Origin of the sequence: Mariniflexile sp. HMF6888, from assembly GCF_044335535.1 — a bacterium.
Lineage (GTDB): Bacteria > Bacteroidota > Bacteroidia > Flavobacteriales > Flavobacteriaceae > Mariniflexile.
The window spans coordinates 295885-316990 of record NZ_JBIQVZ010000005.1 but is presented as its reverse complement, the minus strand read 5'-3'; the positions used below and the strand labels follow the sequence as shown (position 1 = coordinate 316990).

The 21106-nt window shown below is 34.5% G+C and carries 17 protein-coding genes; 6 read left to right on the top strand and 11 right to left on the bottom strand.

Translation table 11 applies throughout. The features are described 5' to 3' along the window. Positions 1–195 precede the first annotated feature (195 nt). Positions 196–1413, top strand: a complete 1218-nt coding sequence (locus ACGLWY_RS13620; RefSeq protein ID WP_396620212.1) for a hypothetical protein — start codon at positions 196–198, stop codon at positions 1411–1413. 203 nt (positions 1414–1616) lie between these two features. Beyond that, positions 1617–2096, top strand: coding sequence for a hypothetical protein (locus ACGLWY_RS13615; RefSeq protein ID WP_396620211.1), 480 nt, complete (start codon positions 1617–1619; stop codon positions 2094–2096). 92 nt (positions 2097–2188) lie between these two features. Here the strand turns inward: ACGLWY_RS13615 and hemL are convergent, their stop codons facing one another. Genes hemL through ACGLWY_RS13595 form a run of 4 tightly spaced genes read right to left on the bottom strand, consistent with a single transcriptional unit; the run spans position 2189 to position 5749 of the window. Then, positions 2189–3475, bottom strand: coding sequence for a glutamate-1-semialdehyde 2,1-aminomutase (hemL, locus tag ACGLWY_RS13610; protein WP_396620210.1), 1287 nt, complete (start codon positions 3473–3475; stop codon positions 2189–2191). 7 nt (positions 3476–3482) lie between these two features. Beyond that, entirely contained in the window at positions 3483–4505 is a 1023-nt protein-coding gene (locus ACGLWY_RS13605) for a glucosaminidase domain-containing protein (protein WP_396620209.1), read from the bottom strand. A gap of 4 nt (positions 4506–4509) precedes the next feature. Next, entirely contained in the window at positions 4510–5421 is a 912-nt protein-coding gene (locus ACGLWY_RS13600) for a 1-aminocyclopropane-1-carboxylate deaminase/D-cysteine desulfhydrase (protein WP_396620208.1), read from the bottom strand. Further along, positions 5399–5749 (bottom strand): hypothetical protein, encoded by a 351-nt coding sequence (locus ACGLWY_RS13595; RefSeq protein WP_396620207.1) that lies wholly within the window; start codon positions 5747–5749, stop codon positions 5399–5401. Before ACGLWY_RS13595 ends, ACGLWY_RS13600 begins: the two co-directional genes overlap by 23 nt. A gap of 161 nt (positions 5750–5910) precedes the next feature. On the opposite strand from ACGLWY_RS13595, the gene ACGLWY_RS13590 reads away from it, so the two are divergent. From ACGLWY_RS13590 to ACGLWY_RS13580, 3 genes are all read left to right on the top strand, one after another. Beyond that, a complete protein-coding gene (locus tag ACGLWY_RS13590) occupies positions 5911–6081 on the top strand; it encodes a DUF5522 domain-containing protein (RefSeq protein WP_396620206.1) in 171 nt (56 codons plus the stop codon). A gap of 91 nt (positions 6082–6172) precedes the next feature. After that, positions 6173–6721, top strand: a complete 549-nt coding sequence (locus ACGLWY_RS13585) for a DUF4136 domain-containing protein (protein WP_396620205.1) — start codon at positions 6173–6175, stop codon at positions 6719–6721. 113 nt (positions 6722–6834) lie between these two features. Further along, a complete protein-coding gene (locus ACGLWY_RS13580; RefSeq protein ID WP_396620204.1) occupies positions 6835–8595 on the top strand; it encodes an aromatic amino acid hydroxylase in 1761 nt (586 codons plus the stop codon). Between the two features lie 41 nt (positions 8596–8636). On the opposite strand, the gene ACGLWY_RS13575 is transcribed toward ACGLWY_RS13580, so the two are convergent. The 5 genes from ACGLWY_RS13575 to ACGLWY_RS13555 all read right to left on the bottom strand — a co-directional run bounded on the left by ACGLWY_RS13575 (position 8637) and on the right by ACGLWY_RS13555 (position 17342). Further along, positions 8637–9389, bottom strand: coding sequence for an enoyl-CoA hydratase/isomerase family protein (locus ACGLWY_RS13575; RefSeq protein WP_396620203.1), 753 nt, complete (start codon positions 9387–9389; stop codon positions 8637–8639). A gap of 1230 nt (positions 9390–10619) precedes the next feature. After that, positions 10620–12653 carry a hypothetical protein gene (locus ACGLWY_RS13570; RefSeq protein WP_396620202.1) on the bottom strand — a complete coding sequence of 678 codons (2034 nt, stop codon included), beginning with the start codon at positions 12651–12653 and terminating at the stop codon, positions 10620–10622. Between the two features lie 17 nt (positions 12654–12670). Then, on the bottom strand, positions 12671–16102 hold the full coding sequence (locus tag ACGLWY_RS13565; RefSeq protein WP_396620201.1) for a beta strand repeat-containing protein: 3432 nt from the start codon (positions 16100–16102) through the stop codon (positions 12671–12673). A gap of 69 nt (positions 16103–16171) precedes the next feature. Next, entirely contained in the window at positions 16172–16819 is a 648-nt protein-coding gene (locus ACGLWY_RS13560) for a hypothetical protein (protein ID WP_396620200.1), read from the bottom strand. A 19-nt stretch (positions 16820–16838) separates the two neighbouring features. Then, positions 16839–17342, bottom strand: coding sequence for a T9SS type A sorting domain-containing protein (locus ACGLWY_RS13555; protein WP_396620199.1), 504 nt, complete (start codon positions 17340–17342; stop codon positions 16839–16841). 501 nt (positions 17343–17843) lie between these two features. On the opposite strand from ACGLWY_RS13555, the gene ACGLWY_RS13550 reads away from it, so the two are divergent. Further along, complete coding sequence (locus ACGLWY_RS13550) at positions 17844–19022, top strand: helix-turn-helix domain-containing protein (RefSeq protein ID WP_396620198.1); 1179 nt, start codon at positions 17844–17846, stop codon at positions 19020–19022. A gap of 267 nt (positions 19023–19289) precedes the next feature. Here the strand turns inward: ACGLWY_RS13550 and ACGLWY_RS13545 are convergent, their stop codons facing one another. Both ACGLWY_RS13545 and ACGLWY_RS13540 read right to left on the bottom strand, forming a co-directional pair. Continuing rightward, on the bottom strand, positions 19290–20252 hold the full coding sequence (locus ACGLWY_RS13545) for a GSCFA domain-containing protein (RefSeq protein WP_396620197.1): 963 nt from the start codon (positions 20250–20252) through the stop codon (positions 19290–19292). Positions 20253–20563: 311 nt separating this feature from the next. Beyond that, a complete protein-coding gene (locus tag ACGLWY_RS13540) occupies positions 20564–20959 on the bottom strand; it encodes a GxxExxY protein (protein ID WP_396620196.1) in 396 nt (131 codons plus the stop codon). Positions 20960–21106 lie beyond the last annotated feature (147 nt).

Here is a 21106-nt window from a genome sequence, read left to right as displayed (position 1 = left end):
CGTAGCGATGCTATGCCTTGCAAAAAGTGCCTCTTCTGTACAAATTTTATCTCATTTTCGGTTAAAAACAAAAAGTAAAGATGAGTTCATGTTAATTTTTTAAGAAAAAAGAGATATTACATAATATACAAAGCAATCCACTACAACCAAAAAACTTAACATCACAAATTTTAAAAATTTCTATATTTTTACTAAATGCTAAAAAACGCGATACTCATAATTACTTGTGGATTCAGCTCCATTTTGGCAGCGCAAAAGCAAGATAGTATATCATTTAAAAATGGCATTGAAAAACCTAGCATCTTAAGCACCCATCATTTCGGAATTTTTAGTTCTAGAATTAATACCAATTTCAAAACAGCTTCACAAAAAAATGTGACTATTACTTTTAGTTCCTCCAGTGGAAACAACTTTCATCCTTTTGTAGAAACCTATCTGCCAAAAGACCCCGAAGTAAGAAAAGAACAAAGCAAATTAATTTGGTATCATAGGAATTTTTATTTTAAAGATCAGGAAACGACACCGGCGGATTATATGAACATCGTTATTGATGCCGTAATTAAAGAGTTTAGACTGGGCGTTAATATCCCTTTAAATAAAAAAAACGAACTAGACGTTACGCTGCGCTCTTATTTAATTACCAAAGGGACACACCCTTTTTCATTTTTTACGAGCGATGAAAATCTAGAATGGTTTCACAGCAATATAGCCGGAGGAGAAGACCCTTTTGGGAGACGCTATTATGGATTGAATCAAGTAAATTTTAAATATACTGATAGAAACGGAAATACGCTCGAACTAAACAACAACGATTTCTTTTTAAGTGGCATAGAACTTAGTCATTTTTACTATCCAACATTTACAAAAAGCAACTCTAAAAATATTCACATTAATTTTGGGAACCATTTAGGTATTAATACTTCAAAATATAATAAGTCATTAGATTTTGGTTTATCTGCAAATGCTATTAAAAAAATTGAATTAAAAAACAACTACGAATTTAACGCAGGTGTTGGCATAAATGTATTGAGAAAAAACCTAATTAACTTTAAAGATGTTATCGATTTAGGCAACAACCCCTATTTGGCAACTATTGAAAGTCATCTTGAAATAGCAAAATTCACAAAACAAAAAAATTACAATGCCTTAAGCATTAACTATCAAATTCAATCTAGATATAACCAACGAAAAGAAGCCGATTATTACCGATTAATTGGTAAGTGGCAAGAAATAAACGGCGGTTGGCAACACGGTGTTTCTACGTTATATACCGCCTTATCCTATTGGACCTTTATTTACACTTATGGCAGACCAAACCTAACCCTATCACTATATTTTAAAGAAGATTTTCGTGTAAATAATGCTGCCGATTTCCAAACAGGCGTTAGTCTTAAAATACCCATTTTCAAATAATACTTTTTGAGAGTTATTATACCCTTCATCTCCGTTCAGGAGAAGCGGCCGTACTTGATGTTTGTCTTGATTTCATAAAATGATAAGCATGAGTAACCCCTAACGCAAATCCATAGCGTTAACTTTCTGTTAAAAACCGCACCCCATTTAAACCTTTTTAAATTCTTAAAGTCCTAATAGCAATAAACACAAAAAATTTAATAATGAAAAGACTTATAGTAATTGCACTAGCTTTAGTATCTATTCAAAGCTTTGCTCAAGAGGGTATGAAAGAACGCCCAAACCGCGAAGAAAGAGCTCAAAGAATGAGTGATTTGACCCCAGAAGAAACGGCAAATCTTCGAACAAAAAAAATGACCTTACATTTAGATTTAAATGAAGCACAGCAAAAAGAAATTTATGCCATAAATCTTGAAAATGCTACCAAGCGTAAAGAAATGATGGACACCTTTAGGGCAAAAAAAGAAAGTGACAACATGGAAAAACCTTCGGAAGAACAACGTCTTGCCATGAAAAATGCTAAGCTTGACCATCAAATTGCTATGAAAGCCAAAATGAAAAAAATTTTAAACGAAGAGCAATTTGATAAGTGGGAAAAATATCAAGCAAAAATGGCACAAAAAGCTAGTGGCATGAAAAAGCGTGATGGCAATAAGAGAAGCGATGGCCCAAAAAAGCAATAAAAACTTAGACAGTCTCTTAGTTTGGTTGGTTTAGTTAGTTTAGTTTGTTAATGTAAAGCGCATTTCATTTATTTAGAAATGCGCTTTCTTTTTTATAGTGTTTTTGCTACTTTCATTACAGCTTCTATAGTAAAATCTAAATCGCTATAAGACAAAGCATCGGTGATAAACCAAGTTTCAAAAGCACTTGGCGCAATGTAAACACCTTCCTGAAGCAAACCATGAAAGAATTTTTTAAACGTGTCGTTATTTCCTTTAGCAGCTGTTTCAAAATCTACCACAGGTGTTGCATCAAAATGCACCGAAATCATAGAACCGACTCTGTTTATCGTGTGAACAACCTTATTTTCATTTAAAACTTGTGCAATTCCCTTATGTAAATATTCTGTTTTTTCAGCTAAACGATTAAAAACATCTACATCGTTGTTCAATTCGGTTAACATAGCTAAACCTGCCGCCATGGCTAATGGATTTCCACTTAAAGTCCCTGCTTGATATACGGGCCCTACCGGAGCTAACTCGTTCATAATTTCATTTCTAGCTGCAAAAGCGCCGACTGGCAAGCCACCACCTATAACTTTTCCAAAGCAAACAATATCTGCGTTGATATCAAACAGCTCTTGCGCTCCACCTTTTGCCAAACGAAATCCCGTCATCACCTCATCAAAAATCAGTAATATATTATTGGCATCACATAAAGTTCTTAATGCTTTTAAAAAACCTTCCTTTGGTGGCACACAACCCATATTACCTGCTACAGGTTCTATAATGATACAGGCAATCTCATTTTTGTTAGCTTCTATTAATTGCTTAACATTTTCAATATCGTTATAACGTGCCAACAATGTGTCTTTTGCCGTACCCTGTGTTACACCTGGGCTGTTGGGGGTTCCAAAAGTGCTCGCACCACTACCCGCTTGAATTAAAAACGAATCGCTATGCCCATGATAACACCCTGCAAACTTTATAATTTTGTCTTTTTTAGAAAATCCTCTTGCCAAACGGACCGCACTCATACAAGCCTCGGTACCTGAGTTTACAAAACGAATTTTATCAATATTTGGCACCATGGAAACTGCTAATTCAGCAATCTGCGTTTCAATTTCGGTAGGCATTCCAAACGACGTCCCTTTTTTTGCTTTTTCAACAACCGCATCAACAACAGGTTGGTAAGCATGGCCTAGAATCATAGGTCCCCACGAATTTATATAGTCAATTAACCGGTTTCCATCTTCGTCATATAAATAGGCGCCTTTGGCTTCTTTTACAAAGATGGGCGTTCCGCCAACACCCTTAAATGCCCTAACAGGCGAGTTTACTCCTCCAGGAATCACCTTTTCGGCTTGTGCGAATAAAGCACTACTTCTTGTATAATTCATGTGTATTTTAATTTGCCGGTTTCACTTGAAGTTCTTGCCCAATATTTAAGGCGGTATTGCTTAAACCATTCATTTGTTGAAGTTCTGAAACAGTCATATTATATCGTTTTGAAATGGAATATAAGGTCTCCCCTTTTTCAACAATATGGGAACGATATGCTACCACTTCTTTTACTGCTGTTTTTTGATTTGAACCAACTGCAACAGTATTATTTGTATTTTTATTTATTCTTAATTTCTGACCAATACTAAGTGTTGTAGTTGTTAAATCATTCAACGCTTTGAGTTCATTTACAGAAATATTAAACTTTTTGGAAATGGAATACATTGAGTCTCCCTTTTCGACATAATATATTGAAAAATCACCTATTTCCTCTTCATATTTGACATAAACATCACCCAAAACTTCTTCATCATATTTATGTAAACTGTATCGGTTTATCAAGCTTATTATCTTATCTGGGTATTTTTTATCGGTCGCATACCCTGCTTTTTTTAATTCCCTTGCCCAACCTTTATAATCTTCTTTTTTAAGTTTGAATAACGCAGCGTAGCGGGATCGCTGTTTTAAAAACAACGAATGGTCTCTATATGAATATTTGGAATCGTTATATTTTCTGAAACATTCTTGTGAAGCATCATCATCATGATAAATCCTGTCTCCAGTCCAGTCATGGCATTTAATCCCAAAATGGTTATTGGCTTCAACAGCAAGTCTACCTTTCCCTGAATTCGACTCTAAAATACCCTGCGCCAAAGTTATACTTGCTGGTATACCATATAATCGCATTTCTTCTTGTGCGATGGATTTAAAAAGAGCAATATATTCGTCGGTTGATGTTATTTTAACTCCTACACCATTTACAACTTCCTCTTTACCCCCTTCTTCCGAATTGTTTTGAGGTTTCTTTTTTATAACAACTTGTTCCGTTTTTGATTTACTTGAAGTTTTCTTTTTAACCGCTGCTTTTCTAGCACCACAACTTAAAACCAAACTTGCTAACAAGCAAAAAACTATTATCTTCTTCATTAAATTATACTATTAATGGTAAATTCTTCTTTTTCAAAACAGTATTCATTCCTGTAATACCCTGCAAACCACCTGTATGAATTGCCAATATTTTTGATTCTTTTGGAAAATATCCTTTTTCAATTAAATCGAAAATACCAAACATCATTTTACCTGTATAAATGGGGTCTAAAGGAATGGCATAGTCTTTTTTAAACTGGTTGATAAACGTTATTAGCTTGGCATTTATTTTCGCATAACCTCCAAAATGATAATCGGTTTTCAATTCCCAATTGGTTTTCAATGCAAATTTACTAATATCTTGTGTTAAAAAGTCACCTTTTAACGCTGGAAATCCTAAAACTTGTTGACTAGGTTTTGAACAATTTATAAGTCCAGATATGGTGCCACCTGTTCCAACGGCGCAACATATATAATCGAAACCCCTATCATCTTCATTTAAAATTTCTTCGCAACCTTTAATAGCCAAGGTATTGGTACCACCTTCAGGAATTAAATAAAAGTCACCAAATTTTGTTTTCAATTTTTTGATAAATAGGTCTGATGTTTTTTCTCTATAGGATTCTCTAGAAACAAACTCAAATTGCATCCCACTTTGTTGTGCAAAATGCAAGGTTGTATTATCATTTACAGCTTCTTTTAACTCGTCACCCCTAATAACCCCAATAGTTTTAAACCCCATGAGCTGTCCTGCTGAAGCTACCGCTGCAATATGATTTGAAAAAGCGCCACCAAAAGTTAGCAGCGTTTTATAGCCTAATTTTTCGGCTTCAAGAAGGTTGTATTTAAGCTTTCGGTACTTATTGCCAGACACAAAAGGGTGAATGGCATCTTCCCTTTTAACATACAGCGTAACACCGCTATTATTAGGTACATTTATTTGCTGATTGACACTATGTTCTAGATTGAAATTCATTGCTGCGAAGATACTTTAAAAAACTCCAAAATTTCCGCTGTTTTAAATAATCTAAATGCGTTTCGTTAGCATAAGCTTCACGTTCAAAAGAGATATTTCTATAAGCAATATGCCAATTTTTATATTGGGTGAACCGTATTAAAAACTCAATAATATAAAGCAAATAGAAAAAAATCAATAGCATCTCAATCTGTTGTCTTAAATGAATGTTTTCATGGTTAAGCAATACAAAATCAGCCTTTAATTCTTTCGATTTTAAAAACACAAAAGGATAACAAACAAATCCTAAATAGCCTTTAGGAACTAAATATTTCGAAATAATAATCATGTTTTATATTATGAACTCATCTGGGCCTTCTATTTCAAAAATCAGTCCAAAAACATTATCTTTGTTATAGATGAAACAAGCATGTTAAAAATTTTATCATACACGGGAATGATTATATGCGAACAGTATGTGTCCTTTACAAAACTATAAATTATAGGTACATGAAAAAAATAATCCCCATTGAAGAAGGTGACTACTACCTAACGCCGGAAGGGTATCGCTGTTTTACTGAGCAATACTTATTAAAAAGAGGGTATTGTTGCGAAAATGGCTGTAGGCATTGTCCGTATGGATTTGATAATAAAACCAATAGGATAAAACACTCAAGGTAAGGACACCTTATTTTACATGCCCTTGGTATGATTATTGATGCTATTTAATAAAAAATATATTTATTTTTAAACTAATAAATTTTAAACGGCTATGAAAAAATTACTTAAAACATTACCATTTTTAGCTTTGCTTATTTTGGTAACATCATGCAGCTCGGTTAGGGTTGCAACCGATTATGATAAGAATGCTAATTTTTCAACATACAAAACCTTTGCCTTTTTTAAAACAGGTATAGACAAAGCTGAAATTAGCGATTTAGATAAACGTAGAATTCTTCGAGCCATTGAAGCTGAAATGCTAGCTAAAGGTTTTGCAAAATCCGAAAATCCCGATTTACTTATCAGCCTTTTTACCAAATCGAACCAACGTGTCGATGTCTACAACAACTACTGGGGCTACGGTGGCTGGGGCTGGGGAGGTTTCTACAGTCCGTGGGGATGGGGATGGAACCAACCTAACGTTTCAACTAGAACAGAAGGCGTGTTGTATATAGATCTAATTGATGCCAACAAAAAAGAATTGGTTTGGCAAGGAATGGGCACAGGCTACTTAACCCAAAACATGGAGAAAAAAGAAGAACGTATTAAAGAATTTGTCGCCGAAATTATGGCAAAATATCCTCCTGGATCACAACCATAAAACAGAATAAAAAAAGCAACTTTAACGGTTGCTTTTTTTATTTAACAATACTTTTTAAAAGCATTTTATATAGAATTTGTATTTTTACTAAAACACATTATACAAAACGCTTTATGCTCACTTCCATAGAATCAAACCCCATATTAAATCGCTTACCTAAACATTTATTACAGTTTATTAAGCCACAAAACTATGCCAATTATTCGGCAATAGACCAGGCGGTTTGGCGCTATGTGATGCGTAAAAATGTCGATTTTCTTAAAAAAGTGGCACACAAATCATATATAGAAGGCTTAAAACTAACCGGAATTTCTATTGATAGCATTCCCAATATGTATGGCATGAACCGTATTTTAAAAAAAATAGGTTGGGCAGCTGTGGCGGTTGATGGGTTTATTCCTCCTAATGCATTTATGGAATTTCAAGCATATAATGTACTGGTAATTGCGAGCGACATTAGGCAATTAGAGCATATTGAATACACGCCTGCTCCAGATATTATTCATGAAGGCGCAGGACATGCGCCTATTATTGCCAATCCTGAATATGCTGAATATTTACGCCGCTTTGGGGAAATAGGCTGTAAAGCTATTTCATCGGCCAAAGATTATGAGCTATATGAAGCTGTTAGACATTTATCCATCATCAAAGAAGCACCAAACTCCAACGAAACAGGCATCGCTTCCGCAGAAAAAAAGGTAGAGGACCTACAAAATAATATGGGCGAACCTAGTGAAATGGCACTTATAAGAAACTTGCATTGGTGGACGGTTGAGTATGGCTTAATTGGAACATTAGAAAACCCGAAAATTTACGGTGCCGGTTTATTGTCTTCTATTGGTGAAAGTGCTTGGTGCATGACCGATGCAGTAAAAAAACTACCTTATACTATTGAAGCCATTTATAAAGATTTCGACATAACAAAACCACAACCCCAGCTTTTTGTTACACCAAATTTTGCCCATTTAAGTTTGGTATTGGAAACATTTGCCAATACCATGGCATTGCGGAAAGGAGGACTTTCTGGTGTCACCAAATTAATTCAATCGAAAGCTTTGGGAACCATTGAGTTGAGTACAGGGCTTCAAATTTCAGGGGTTTTCTCTCATGTTATTGAAGATAGCGGCAACCCTATTTATATTCAAAGTACTGGCGAAACCGCTTTATCATATAGGGAAAAAGAACTGGTAGGTCACGGTATAAACACCCACAAAAAAGGATTTGGATCTCCTATCGGAAAATTAAAAGGCATTAATCTAGCGATTGAAGATATGAGTCCACGCGATTTAAGCGCTTATAATATTTTTGAAGAAAACACGGTAACCTTAGAGTTTGAAGGCGGTATTACGGTTTCAGGAGATATTATAACTGGTAAACGAAATCTGCAAGGAAAAATAATTCTTATCAGTTTTAATAATTGTACGGTAAAACACGGTGATACTGTTTTATTTAAACCCGAATGGGGTATTTACGACATGGCGGTTGGTAAAAACATTGTTTCGGCTTTCTCTGGACCTGCCGATTTGAACAGTTTCAATTTAATTACCCACATGCCTTCCTCTAAAACCATCCATGTTGAAAAATCTAACAAACAAATTAAATTAGAAGCGCTTTACCAACAAGTTAGAGACTATCGTGAAGGCAAAAACAAAACCATTTCCAGAACTAAAGTTTTAGAAGCGCTTATTGAAAGCCATCCTACCGATTGGTTGTTACCTGTGGAACTATACGAACTGGCTTTTGCAGGTAATGAAGCTAAACTATGTGAAGCTATCTTAAACCATTTAGAAACCATAAAACAAAACAAACCTGAAGTTGGACGATTGATTGATGATGGCCTAGGGATTGTGAAAAAAGAGGCTATTAGGCAGTAAAGCAGTTGACAGTAGCAGTTGGCAGTTGGCAAATTTAACAGCTATCTAAACCGCTTCAATGTGTTTTTAGTAAACTTACTTAACACCAAAGAACCACTAATTTTGGCGCGTTCGGCTAAAAGGGTGTCCCAATGTTGTGTGCCTTCCCAAAAAACTGACTTCATTTGTTTTAAAGCTTCAGGATTGTAAGTGCTTAATTTTTCGGCCAGTTCTTTAATAGCGCCATCCAAAGCTTCGGTGGTTTCAAAAACATCGGCATACAAGCCTTTTTCTTTTGCCCATTCCGCAGAAAAAAACGTTTCAGCGTCTATAGTCATTTGCGACATGGCCGCTAATCCAATTTTTCTTGTTACGGCTGGCTCTATGACAAAAGGCCCAATACCTATACTTAATTCACTTAACCTTATAGAGGCATATTTGGTTGCCAAACAATAGTCGGTTGCTGATGCTAAGCCTACACCACCGCCAACGGTTTTTCCTTGTACACGTCCAATAATAAGTTTTGGGCAAGTTCGCATAGCATTAATAACATTAGCAAAACCAGAGAAAAAAACCTTGCCTTCATCTGCTGTTTTAACCGCCATAACTTCGTTAAAACTAGCACCGGCACAAAACGTTCTGTCACCACCACTTTGTAATACAATAACGTTAATGATTTCGTTATTTCCCGCTTTTTCAATGGTTTCTTTTAACTTAATTAAAACATCACTGGGCATAGAATTTCTATTCGGGTGAAAAAACTCTATATAACCAACGTTGTTTTTTATGTTTAATGTTACATACGGTTCAGTCATTATTCAGCAATTTTACTAGTCAAACTCATCTTGACTTTTTAAAGGTTGAATATACATAAAACCAAGACAAAAAAAAACATTAGTTTGCTTCGACATAGAAGCCCTAACTAATGTAAATTTAACTAATTCTAACAAGTACAAAATTAACGCAGAAAATTCTAATTGGCATTAACAGAAAGTTACCAATATGTTATAAAAAAAAGAAACCTTAAATAAGCTCATAAAAAAACACCAACTACCAATCGTTTTGCCGATTGAAGTAGTTGACGTTTTTTATACGAACTGATTAATAGCAATATTAAATATAACTTAATAACCTGAACCTCAGATAATTTTTCGATAAAACGTTATAAAAAAAGATTAAACGTAATAATGTTATTTATCCCATCTAATCAAACAAACCCCAACAACAAGATTATTTTTGAGGGATAAGAACGTAAATAGTTTTGTCATATGTCTTATAATATAAAAAGACATGTAATCTCATCTACTAGGGCATTCTGGTTTTTTATTTTTTAAACACTTTTTTATCAACTTTATCAGTAGAATCGACACCTTGAGACACTACAATGTATGGCGAAGCAGTAATAAATCAGCATATTAGTAAACAGAAAAGGCTGTACTTAATTAAGACAGCCTTACCTACACGTATTAGAATCACTTCCTTAAAAAATTATTGCCCTCAATAATCGATTCTAATACAAAATATATAAATAAAAAACTCCTATAAATAGAGCAAGCTTTACTAATTGCTTTTACAATAATATCAATGTAAACTTATGCATAAAAACACATATAATTTAACTAAACAATTGCTTAAGGATGAGATTTAAATAAATCAATAAGAATTTAAGCAAATCAGTAAATGTAAAATTGAATTAGTAAAATCATTTTAATTGGAACAACTCTTACTTTTCATACATATGAAATAGCTTTCAAGAAAACTCATGTAAAAGAAAAAGAAAAGGCTGCCCTTATTAGAACAACCTTTTCAACAACTTAGAATTTCTTCTTTAAAAATTAAACCCTCAACTATTCAAATTCTATCATAATTTACAAAAAAGATTGAATTTAAACAACTTAAGTTTATTAAATCAATTTCCTATCTTATCCAAGTAGAAAACCATGCATCCCTTAGTTTTCTTGTTAATGATGCTTGCTATATATCCGATTCATATTTATTACTGCCGTACTAATAATTAATGAAGTAGTTTAAACTTTTTCAATCTTTTATTCCCCCAAAAGTTTACCGTTTTTATTCACCCCATTTCCAGAACCTATCTCCCCTTTTTCATTTACTGCTTCGGAATATTCAATGGAAATCCCTCCATTTTTATTAATTATTGCATACAATACATTTGTTGACGTAGATGATGTTGCTTCAGATGCCGAACAATTATTGGAATTGGTATAATTGACCGTAATAATTTTACTCCCAATTGTCAACCATTTTAAGACAACGGAATGATCTGTAATTGTTCCTCCGGAAGTGATTGAATAATCGGTATTTAAAACGCCTGGAATTGTCCAAACATAATTTGATTGACCGGATTCCGTTGTATAAGTCACATTCGAATTAATCGCTGTTGTTAATTCTGCTTGTGTGGTAAAAGTTGGTGCAGGAAGCGGATTTACGGTTACCAATTGTGAAGTACAATCCGTATTGGCATACGGCCCTTTTCTTTTAACATAATATGAGGTATCTGCGTTAGGAGTTACGGTAATTGTTGATCCTGTTCCCACAATGGGACTGGATCCTAATTCGATAAAATCAATATCTAAAGTTGCGCCACTAGCGGTTGCATAGTCAAATCGCCAACCTGTTATATTACTGTCCGTCCAATTGGCATGTGCCGACATATCAAGGGTTGCAATATGCCAAGTATTATCGGATATCAACGTTGTGTTTAAATAATATCCACCATTAGGAGTGGTTATTGCTGAATTTAAAAAGAAAATCTGAGCTTCCCCAGCAGTTCCTGAGACCACCTTATACCTAATATTTATGTAGCTATATACTGAAGGGTCGAAACTCCCTAGATTAAACATATTGATCATTGGATCTGTTGAAGTCGTAGTTACATTTAATATACCGTTGACTACGGAATTAACTGTAGTAGCCACTGTGTCATAAGACTGTGTGTCCCAACCTTGTGAAAAAGCTTCCCCGCCACATGTATCAGCATACCATACATCAACTACATTTATATCTGTACTACCTCCAGAAGATGTTAATATTGTACTGCTTCCATTGCAAATCTCAGTGGTTCCTGAGATTGTAGTAGGCGCAGATACTGTTGGATAAATTGTATTATTAAATTCCATTGCAGGACTACCAGTCCAATTGGCACCATTACTTGCAAAAATATTATTAGATATAGTCGTTTTACTCTGTTCATTTGTGGTTCCCGTATTAATAACCGTACCTATATTTCCCGTAAAAGTATTACCATCAAACAAATGATGATTCGTGCCCAAAGTAGCTAAACCCCAACCTGATGAAATATTTGATGAAAATGTAAACAAAGTAGACCCTGTATTATTAGAAAATGTTGAATTTAATACTTGATATCTGTTTAATCCTCTAAATTCCCCTATTCGACCTGTATTATTATTAAAAATACAATCATCAATTTTAACAAATCTTTCTGTTCTAAAAATAGTTCCTGTATTATTTGAGAATGTAGATCCTGTAACAATTATTCTATTGGTATAATCAGTCTCTGTATCTGATGTTGTACTTGGAGTGGAGCCATAATCACTTCCAAATAACATTCCGTTATTATTAGTAAATGTAGAATTTGTAATTGTTATGGTAGAAGGATTATTAGTATAAAACGCATAACTATTTGAATTTCCCGTTACATTTATAGAATCGGCAATTACCGAAGAATTATTATTATCAGCTCTAAAAATCGAACCATTATAGCTTTTATTATTACTAAAGGTAATACCTAAAATAGTTAATTGAGCACCCCCAGAAACTTGAAACATATTATATAATCCCACACCTGAGATAGTCAAATTACCAACTCCATTACCAATTATTGTTAAATTTTGAGTAATGTTTGGCAAATCTGCTGTTAACGTAAGTGTTCCTCCATCAACACTAGAATCGAAAACAATTGTACCACCTGCGGCAGTATTCAGAATAGCATACCTAAGCGTTCCTGAGCTTCCATCATCACTCAAACTAGTAACAATAGTTTGTGAAAAACTGCTTAGCGTTATAAAGAAAGCTATAATAATATATTTATTCATCATAGAAAGTTCTATTGTTTTTAATAGTAATAGTCAAATTGAATTCTATCATTTAAAGATAGATTATATCCTCCATTATTTGCCGGCATGTAAGTTAAAGCGGTCCCACTCACACTGTAAGCAGTATTACTTATTCTAATTCCATTTACAAACATTTTAACCTTACTATTAACTGATGGAGTTTGTGTTAAAGTAAAACTAGTTTGAGATGCTGTTGCTGTAAATTCATCGGCTACTTCTCTCATGGTATTAGAAATTGCAGTCGTCACAAAAGCGGTAGTTGCTAGTTGAGTGGTATTCGTTCCTGTTGTTGCTGTTGGTGCTAATGGTGTTCCAGTAAAGGTTGGAGAAGCTAATGGTGCATATGAAGTTGCATCAACCGATCCATCTGCTTTCAAGAATTGAGAAGCTGTTCCTCCAGACTTAATGAAGCCCGTAGTCGTTATTGCACCTAAATAATTACTTGTTACAACGTTAGAATCAATTGACAATGTTGTACCAATCAAAGTAAGTCCTGTTCCTGCACTATACGTTGTATCTGTATCTTCTCCTGGAATACCCAATCCTTCGATGTCCGATTTTGATATATTCAATTTAGAAAAAGCTATGGCTGCCGAAGCATTAATATCTGCATTTACAATGGTTCCATCAGCTATTTTTGCAGAAGTTACGGCATCATTAGCTATTGATGGTAAGGCAGCCGTTCCTGACAAATCACCCGCTAATTGAATCTTCCCTTTTACCGTTGCACTTGCATCCGGTGTGCTAGCAGTTGTGATAGCACCTGTTACAAATGCAGTTGTTGCTATCTGTGTCGTACTGGTTCCTGCTGTGGCAGTAGGCGCCAATGGCGTTCCCGTTAACATTGGTGAAGCTAAAGGCGCTTTTAAATCTAATGCCGTTTGGGTCGCCGTTGAAACTGGTTTATTGGCATCACTGGTATTGTCCACATTGCCCAATCCGACCATCGTAGCACTTATCCCTGATACAGTGCCCGTAAAGGTTGGGGAAGCGATGTCTGCCTTTAAAGCCAAATTCGAGTTTGTAGCATAGCTGCTCAAATCCTGATCGCCAGTATTGGTTCCCGATTGATTGGAAAGTTTGGTGATTTCAGCGGCATTAATAAGACGCTCCCCAGTAACTTTATCCACCTTTAAATCCAAAGCCGTTTGGGTCGCCGTTGAAACTGGTTTATTGGCATCACTGGTGTTGTCCACATTGCCCAACCCGACCATCGTTTTATCAATTCCAGAAACAGTACCCGTAAAGGTTGGGGAGGCAATATTCGCCTTTAAAGCCAAATTCGAGTTTGTAGCATAGCTGCTCAAATCCTGGTCGCCTGTATTGGTTCCCGATTGATTGGAAAGTTTGGTGATTTCAGCGGCATTAATAAGACGCTCCCCAGTAACTTTATCCACCTTTAAATCCAAAGCCGTTTGGGTCGCCGTTGAAACCGGTTTATTGGCATCGCTGGTATTGTCCACATTGCCTAAACCTACCATCGTTTTATCGATTCCCGAAACAGTACCTGTAAATGTTGGGGAGGCGATATTCGCCTTTAAAGCCAAAGCATTATTAGTAGCAGTTTCATTAGCATCAACATCGGCCTGAACCGTATTGATATTCGTTTGCAAAACCGTATCTGCTGCCAAGCTTGTGGCTTCATTGGCATCCACGTCCGTTTGCACCGCCGCTATGGCATTGTTTGCTGCTGTTTCGTTTGCATCAACGTCTGACTGAACAGCGGCAATGGCCGTGTTAGCGGCTGTTTCGTTGGCATCGACATCAGCCTGTACAGCATTGATATTCGTTTGTAAAGTAGCATCGGCCGTATTTGAAGCTGTCTCATTAGCATCAACATCGGATTGAACCGCATTGATATTTGTTTGCAAAACTGTATCTGCCGTATTTGAAGCGGCTTCGTTTGCATCAACGTCCGTTTGCACCGCCGCTATGGCATTGTTTGCTGCTGTTTCGTTTGCATCTACGTCTGACTGAACAGCGGCAATGGCCGTGTTAGCGGCTGTTTCGTTGGCATCGATATCAGCCTGTACCGCATTGATATTCGTTTGCAAAGCAGCATCGGCCGTATTTGAAGCTGTCTCATTAGCATCAACATCGGATTGAACCGCATTGATATTTGTTTGTAAAACTGTATCTGCGGTTAAACTTGCGGCTTCATTAGTATCTACGTCTAATTGAACAGTGGCAATGGCCGTGTTAGCGGCTGTTTCATTGGCATCGACATCAGCCTGTACCGCATTGATATTCGTTTGCAAAGTTGCGTCTGCGGCACTTGAAGCGGCTTCGTTTGCATCAACGTCCGTTTGCACCGCCGCTATGGCATTGTTTGCTGCTGTTTCGTTTGCATCTACGTCTGACTGAACAGTGGCAATGGCCGTGTTAACGGCTGTTTCATTGGCATCCACATCAGCCTGTACCACATTGATATTCGTTTGTAAAGTAGCATCGGCCGTATTTGAAGCTGTCTCATTAGCATCAACATCGGATTGAACCGCATTGATATTTGTTTGTAAAACTATATCCGCTGCCAAGCTTGTGCCTTCATTGGCATCCACGTCTGTTTGCACCGCCGCTATGGCATTGTTTGCTGCTGTTTCGTTGGCATTGACATCGGACTGTACCGCATTAATGTTCGTTTGCAAAGTAGCATCGGCCGTATTTGAAGCGGCTTCGTTTGCATCTACGTCCGTTTGCACCGCCGCTATGGCATTGTTTGCTGCTGTTTCGTTCGCATCTACGTCTGACTGAACTACATCAATATTTGTTTGTAAAGTGGCATTAGCAATTGTAAGGTTACTAACTTCCGTAACCAACTTACTGTCTATAGCTGCTTCTGCATTAGTGGCTCTCATTACTTCTGCAGCTAAGGCATTAGAATTTATAGCTATGGCTGCTTCAGCGCTTGTTTTGTTTTCATCTATTGCTACTTGTAAAAATGACTCCGCTAAAATTGCTCTATTCTGTTCATCTATAATATCTTCTGCATTTTTAAGGATTGCTTCTACATCTTCTACAAGAGCTGGTTGCGGCATGAAGGTTAATTCTTGCTCACTTAACAGTGTGTAGGCATTACCTTTTCCCGAAAAATCAATGTCTACTTTCAACTTTTTTGAAAAACCGTTCCAACTAACATCTTCAAAGTTATTAGAACCTTTTTTTGTACCATGTCCTATAAGTAGATTTACCATGCCATAGATATCTGTGGTTGTTTGATGGTATTCTTGATATTCTTGGTTGTTAAAATCATCAATAATCGTAAACTGCACAAAAATTTTACTGTTGGCTAAAATATTGGTTTGGGCATTTGCTCCTGGAAGCTCTTTGGTATTTCGATTTAAAATGACGGCTTGGTAACTAATTCCAGCCGTTTGCGAAAAACCTTGAAACCCAACTAGGATCAACAAGAGTAATTGTAGTGTTTTTTTCATAAGATATCGGTTAGTTTTTTATAACTTGAGGTTTAATTGAATTGTACCATTATTGGTTCATTATAAACCTTAAGATGTAGTATTCGTTTTGAACAGTTTAATTAACACTCCAAAACCCACACTATGACTTTTAATTTTTAAAGATTCATCATCTCCTCTATTCGTTTGATCTAAACTCTTTCCATAGAAATATTGCATATAAAAAGATATGTTATTTGAAACGGGATATAAAATACCTGCACCAGCCTTAAAGCTTACCATGGTCTTATTAAAATCATCCGTTTTTTTAAGATTGATAATTTTATTGTTTAAACTTTGGTATCCTTCAATTAAAAACCCGTTGGCTATGCCCCCTTTGGCATAGAATTCTGCTTTATTAATATGAAATAATTTATAATCTAGACCAAAGCTAAATTCTAAATAATTAGCATGCCATGCCATGATACCCTCAATGGCATCGTCACTTCCGATGGCACCATACCCAGTATAAGCAACACCTAAAGCCGCCTTTATTTTTTCATTAAACACCTTGGTTCTATAACCCATCGCCATAAAGCCATTAGTTGTAGCTTGTAAGTTGTCTAATCTTGCTCCTGAAGAATCCCTATAATCAAATGAGGAAGATATTTTTCCTGTTTCTAAATAGAGCTCTTGTGCCGATGCTATTGTTGTTACAATAAAGAGCAGTAATAGTTGAGTAGTTTTTTTAACATTCATTTTGATTAGGTTCGTTTGGTTATTTTTTTATAATTTTTTCTATAAATTGCTTTTTATTAGCTACAGCCTTGAGAATATATTCTCCCGAAGACAACATATTCAATCTTACATCAATTTGCTCTTTAGATTTATAGCTACTAACAAATACTTGTACTCCAAGTATGTTATAAACCGTTACCTTTATTTCACCTTTAATTATTTCTTTAAAAACCAATGAAATCTGTTCATCAAAAGGATTTGGATAAACATTTAACTGAAGATTTAAAGGTGTATGCTTATCTACAATTTTAGATAAAACATTGGGCTGAATAAATCCTTGTCGAATACTATAACCTGCACTATTTGTATAAGTTCCAATAACACTTGGCTGACCAACACTTTGTTGAACAATATAAGTATCACTACCTTGTACAATAATATTGGAAGCTCCTGATGCACCGATTGTAGACCTTACTAAATTTGATTGTGATAAAAGTTGTAGTTGACAAACACAACATAAGCATATTAATAGAAATCGTTTCATAATAAAGGTTAAGTATTTGGGTAAATATTAGCTCAAATTGAAAATGATATTCTTAATCATTGCTAAAAACAACCGCATGATTATCATTAACAATAATGTAAACATAATCATAAAAATGCATTTCGTCTTAAAAACAAGTCTTTTTATCGATTTTTTTATTAAAACAATAACGATTTAAGCAAATCAGTAAGAAAAAAATGCATATAAAATCGTAAGATAATAGAGAATTTAACTGTCTGTTTTCCAAACAAAGCCTAACAAACTATTTTATTTCATCATTTTTATGAACTCATTTAAACTTTTTGGATTGCAGCGAAAATTATTCATTTTGTGTCCATTTGAAGGCTTTTTTGAGTTGCATAGCAGGGCTACGGAAGGAAAAAAAGATAAAGAATGGGAGCAAAAGGACAATTTTTTAGCCAATTGAAAAAGTTTAAATGAGTTCAACAATAAAAACATCTGTTAATTTGCTATTATTGCAAATAAATTCCCTCGTATTAAGTGATAGAATCATTTTTATTTTTATTCACTGGCATAGTTGGCATAGTGACCATAGCCATAATGATAACTTCTTATAGGTCCAATCCGTTTTATAATGCATTCTTATTATTAGTCATTACCATAATTTCCATTCGTTTTTTAATTCATGGAAGTTATGTGTTAGGCTTGCAAGACTATTTTACTCCCGATAGAGGCATATATTCCATATACTATCTCATTGTTGTACCAAGTTTTTATTTGTATTACAAAAATTTGGTGCTTCAAAACAAAACATATGACCTTAGAAGCTTAAAACACTTAATTTTTATTGGCTTTCTATATTTTATAAACACCAACCCTTACATTACTGAAAGTTCTATATTTCAATTTCTTCCCATAATCAATTTTAGTCTTATAGGAATCTTTATTCTTTTCTATTTAATACTAATCGTTAGGCTTTTAAGTAAAAACATTTGGTTTAAAAAAGACCTTCTTATAAATAATACACAGTTTAGGTTAGTAAAAAACTGGACCATTTATCTATTTACCCAAAACTTATTAGCTTCAATTACGCTATTAGCCTCCATTTATGCTGAAGTATGCTCAAAATCCAGTCTTTCTGGAAAATCTATGGCAGTATTGCTACTCTTGTATTGGTTATTTATCTATTTTAAAATTTTAACCGCTCCAGAAATTTTATACGGGCTTCCTATTCTTAATAAAAAAATATTGAAGTTCAGTTCGCCCATTGAAGACAGCAAACAAACGCCATTATTAAAAAGTGACCATTGGGTTTTAGAAATAAGCAACCAAAAAAACGACCAAGATTTAAAACTACAAGAAAAAATGATGTCTAACATTGTTAGTTACACGCAAGAAGTTGACAGGTTAAGTATTGAGGAACATATTTTTAGAAATCCAAAAGCATCCCCTACAGATATTGCCAATAAATTAGGTGTACCAACAAGCCATATTGTTTATTTGTTTAAATACCACTCCAGTATCTCTTTTTCTGAGTACCGCATGCATTCTAGAATAAAAGACAGTATCTATTTAATAGAACAGGGTTATTTAAAAACCAACACTTTGGAGTCTTTGGCCTACAAAACAGGTTTTGCTTCATACAATCCCTTTTTTAGTGCCTTTAAAAAAGTAACATCGTATTCGCCACAAGATTACATAAAGTCTATAAAACCTTAATTTAGCTTACAAATGCGAGTTTGATATGATGTAATCTGATATCCAAGTGTTTAAACAGTTAAATCAAAAAAAACGACATCTTTACAAAACCTTAGTTCAGGTTGCTAAACATACCCTGTAACTTTTAACTGTTTAACCGTGTAATCGTTGAATTGTATATCACAAACTTCATCGGCACATCAAACTCTGAACTTTGAACTTTGAACTTTGAATTTCTAATATTGTACTTTTAACATCTAACTTCGTTAAAATTTACATAGACTCACGTTAGAATTTAATATGCGGGTATTCTTTTTTAAGTTGAAATTGTTTTTCCTTAATTCCTAAAAGAAATTTTTGATGTGCTTCAGAATTTGGATTGAAAGGTTTATGCTGAAGTTCTTTTTGAACCTCATCTATAAATTTCATGGTTTTTATTGCTTCAGAAGAAACCCAAACTTCTTGAAACTTTTCCCAAATGTAATTGATGGCTGTTTGATTGGGGTGCAACATATCTTCGGCATAAAAACGATAATCTCGAAGTTCATCCATCATAATTTCAAAAGAAGGAAAGTAAGTCCCAAAAACTCCCAAAGAGGATTTTTTAATGATAATTTGATGAATTGCGGTAATTAAATGCGCCTTGCTTTGGGTGTTTTCAACAAAACCGTCTTTAATATGTCGTACAGGCGATACCGTAAAAATAATAGATGCTTTGGAATTGATGCTTTTAATTGAATTTACAATTTTTTCTAATGATTGCGTAATCGTTTCAACCGATAACAATTCTTTAGCAAACTGTTTTTGTGGCACTTTATGACAATTGGCTACAAGTCGATTGGACTCTAAAAATCGATATACCCAAGCGGTTCCTAATGTGATTATAATATGTGTTGATTCGTGGACTTGTTTATTTGTTGATTCGATGGCTCCATTCAAATTATGTAACAACGCTTCTTTTGAAGGATGACTCAGTTTTGAATGCGCATCAAAACAATGCCATTGTTCATTATAAAAAAAAATATCTTTTTCTGAGTATGACGTTTTATTTATAGTTTTTGTAATGAAGGTTTCAATAGCTTTTGGATGAAATAAGATACCTAATGGATTGATACTATTTTGAAACTTGAAATATGATAATTTTTCACCCATATTTTCCACAAAACAGGATCCCAACAAAAGAACATTAGAATGATAATCTATTAGATTTTTAGACTGTTTCGTTAATGGTATTTGAGTTTGTAATTTCATTTTTATATCACTAAGATACTAAGGATCAGAGTTGTAACGGTCAAATATTATAAACCATTTACCATTCTTGTTATTCCCTTTTTTATTAATGGACTAATTAAATTTATTAAAGGACCCAACTTCAAACACTTAATTTTAAACAAAAAACATGCACCATTTCCATCCATTTCTCTTTGAGTCTTTGCACCTTTGTGAGACTAACTTATATACTTTTTCGCAGTTTCTTAAGTTTTCAGATTGTTTTTTGTGTGGTACCTGTTTTTTTTATTGCTCGCAAAGTCGCAAAGGCACAAAGTTAAAGCAGTTAAATATTATAAACCATTTACTATTCTTGTTATTCCCGTTTTTATTAATGGACTATTGAAATTTATTAAAAGACCTAGCTTCAAACCACTTAACTTTAAATAAGTCAGCAATTGTTTTGGGTAAACTGGATGAATTTCTAAAACAGACTTAATTTCAATAATCACCTTATTCTCAACAATCAAATCGGTTCTAAATCCTAAGTCCAATGTTTTATTTTTCCAAATTACAGGCAATTGCTTTTGGCGTTCAACTTTAAAGCCCCGCTCTGTTAATTCAGAAAATAAAATTTCCTCATAAACAGATTCCAATAAACCTGGACCTAGAGAAACATGGATATGATAACAGCAATCAACAATTATTGAAGCTAAATAATTCTCAAAACATGCATCATTCTTATCCATTTCTCTTTGCGTTTTTGCGCCTTTGCGAGACTAACTTATATATTTTTTCGCAGTTTCTTAAGTTTTCAGATTGTTTTTTGTTGTGCACCTGTTTTTTTTATTGCTCGCAAAGTCGCAAAGGCACAAAGTTAAAGCAGTTAAATATTA